Source organism: Arthrobacter sp. 9V (assembly GCF_902506065.1).
Taxonomy (GTDB): Bacteria; Actinomycetota; Actinomycetes; order Actinomycetales; family Micrococcaceae; genus Arthrobacter.
Map to the genome: position 1 here is coordinate 1 of NZ_LR732989.1, position 1,387 is coordinate 1,387.

Annotated in this window: 1 protein-coding gene; it reads right to left on the minus strand. The window is 67.6% G+C overall.

The window, feature by feature from the left end; translation table 11 throughout:
• Positions 1-1,387: Clp protease N-terminal domain-containing protein (locus BACI9J_RS23090; protein ID WP_159736690.1), on the minus strand; the 1,387-nt coding region annotated here is incomplete at both ends.

Below are 1,387 nucleotides of genomic sequence, written 5' to 3' on the forward strand. Positions count from 1 at the left end.
GTCTTGGACAGGGCCGAGATGGCCTCTTCCTGACCGATGACGCGCTCGTGCAGTGCCTTCTCCATGAAGACGAGACGCGAGGTCTCCTCTTCGGTGAGCTTGAACACCGGGATGCCCGTGGCCTGCGCCAGGACCTCGGCGATGATGCCCTCGTCGACGGTGCCGGACGCGGCGACGTCACCGGCACGCCACTGCTTCTCGAGGCGGAGACGCTCGCCGAGGAGCTTCTTCTCCTCGTCGCGCAGGCTCGCGGCCTTCTCGAAGTCCTGCTCCTCGATGGCGGCTTCCTTCGACCCGCGGACCGTCGAGATCTTCTCGTCGAACTCACGGAGCTCCGGCGGCGCCGACAGGATCGACAGGCGCAGGCGGGCGCCGGCCTCGTCGATCAGGTCGATGGCCTTGTCGGGCAGGAAGCGGTCCTGCACGTAGCGGTCCGCCAGGTTCGCCGCGGCGACGATCGCACCGTCGGTGATGGACACCTTGTGGAACGCCTCGTACTTGTCGCGCAGACCCTTGAGGATGTTGATCGCGTGGGGCAGCGACGGCTCGTTGACCTGCACCGGCTGGAAGCGACGCTCGAGTGCGGCGTCCTTCTCGAAGTGCTTGCGGTACTCGTCGAGCGTGGTGGCACCGATGGTCTGGAGCTCACCGCGGGCGAGGAGCGGCTTGAGGATCGACGCGGCGTCGATCGCGCCCTCGGCTGCACCGGCACCGACGAGCGTGTGGATCTCGTCGATGAAGACGATGATGTCGCCGCGGGTGCGGATCTCCTTCGTGACCTTCTTCAGGCGCTCCTCGAAGTCGCCGCGGTAGCGGGACCCGGCGATGAGCGACCCGAGGTCGAGCGAGTAGAGCTGCTTGTCCTTCAGCGTCTCGGGCACGTCGCCCTTGACGATCGCCTGGGCGAGGCCCTCGACGACGGCGGTCTTGCCGACGCCGGGCTCACCGATCAGGACGGGGTTGTTCTTGGAGCGGCGGGAGAGGATCTGCATGACCCGCTCCATCTCCTTCTCGCGCACGATGACGGGGTCGAGCTTGCCGTCACGCGCGGCCTGGGTGAGGTTCCGACCGAACTGGTCGAGGACCTGCGAACCCTGCTGCGCGTTCTGCTGCTGCTCGCCGCCGACGGCGACCGCTTCCTTGCCCTGGTAGCCGGACAGGAGCTGGATGACCTGCTGGCGCACCCGGTTCAGGTCGGCGCCGAGCTTCACGAGGACCTGGGCTGCGACACCCTCGCCCTCGCGGATCAGGCCGAGCAGGATGTGCTCAGTACCGATGTAGTTGTGGCCGAGCTGCAGCGCCTCGCGCAGGGACAGCTCGAGCACCTTCTTGGCGCGCGGCGTGAACGGGATGTGCCCGGTCGGCTGCTGCTGGCCCTGCCCGATGA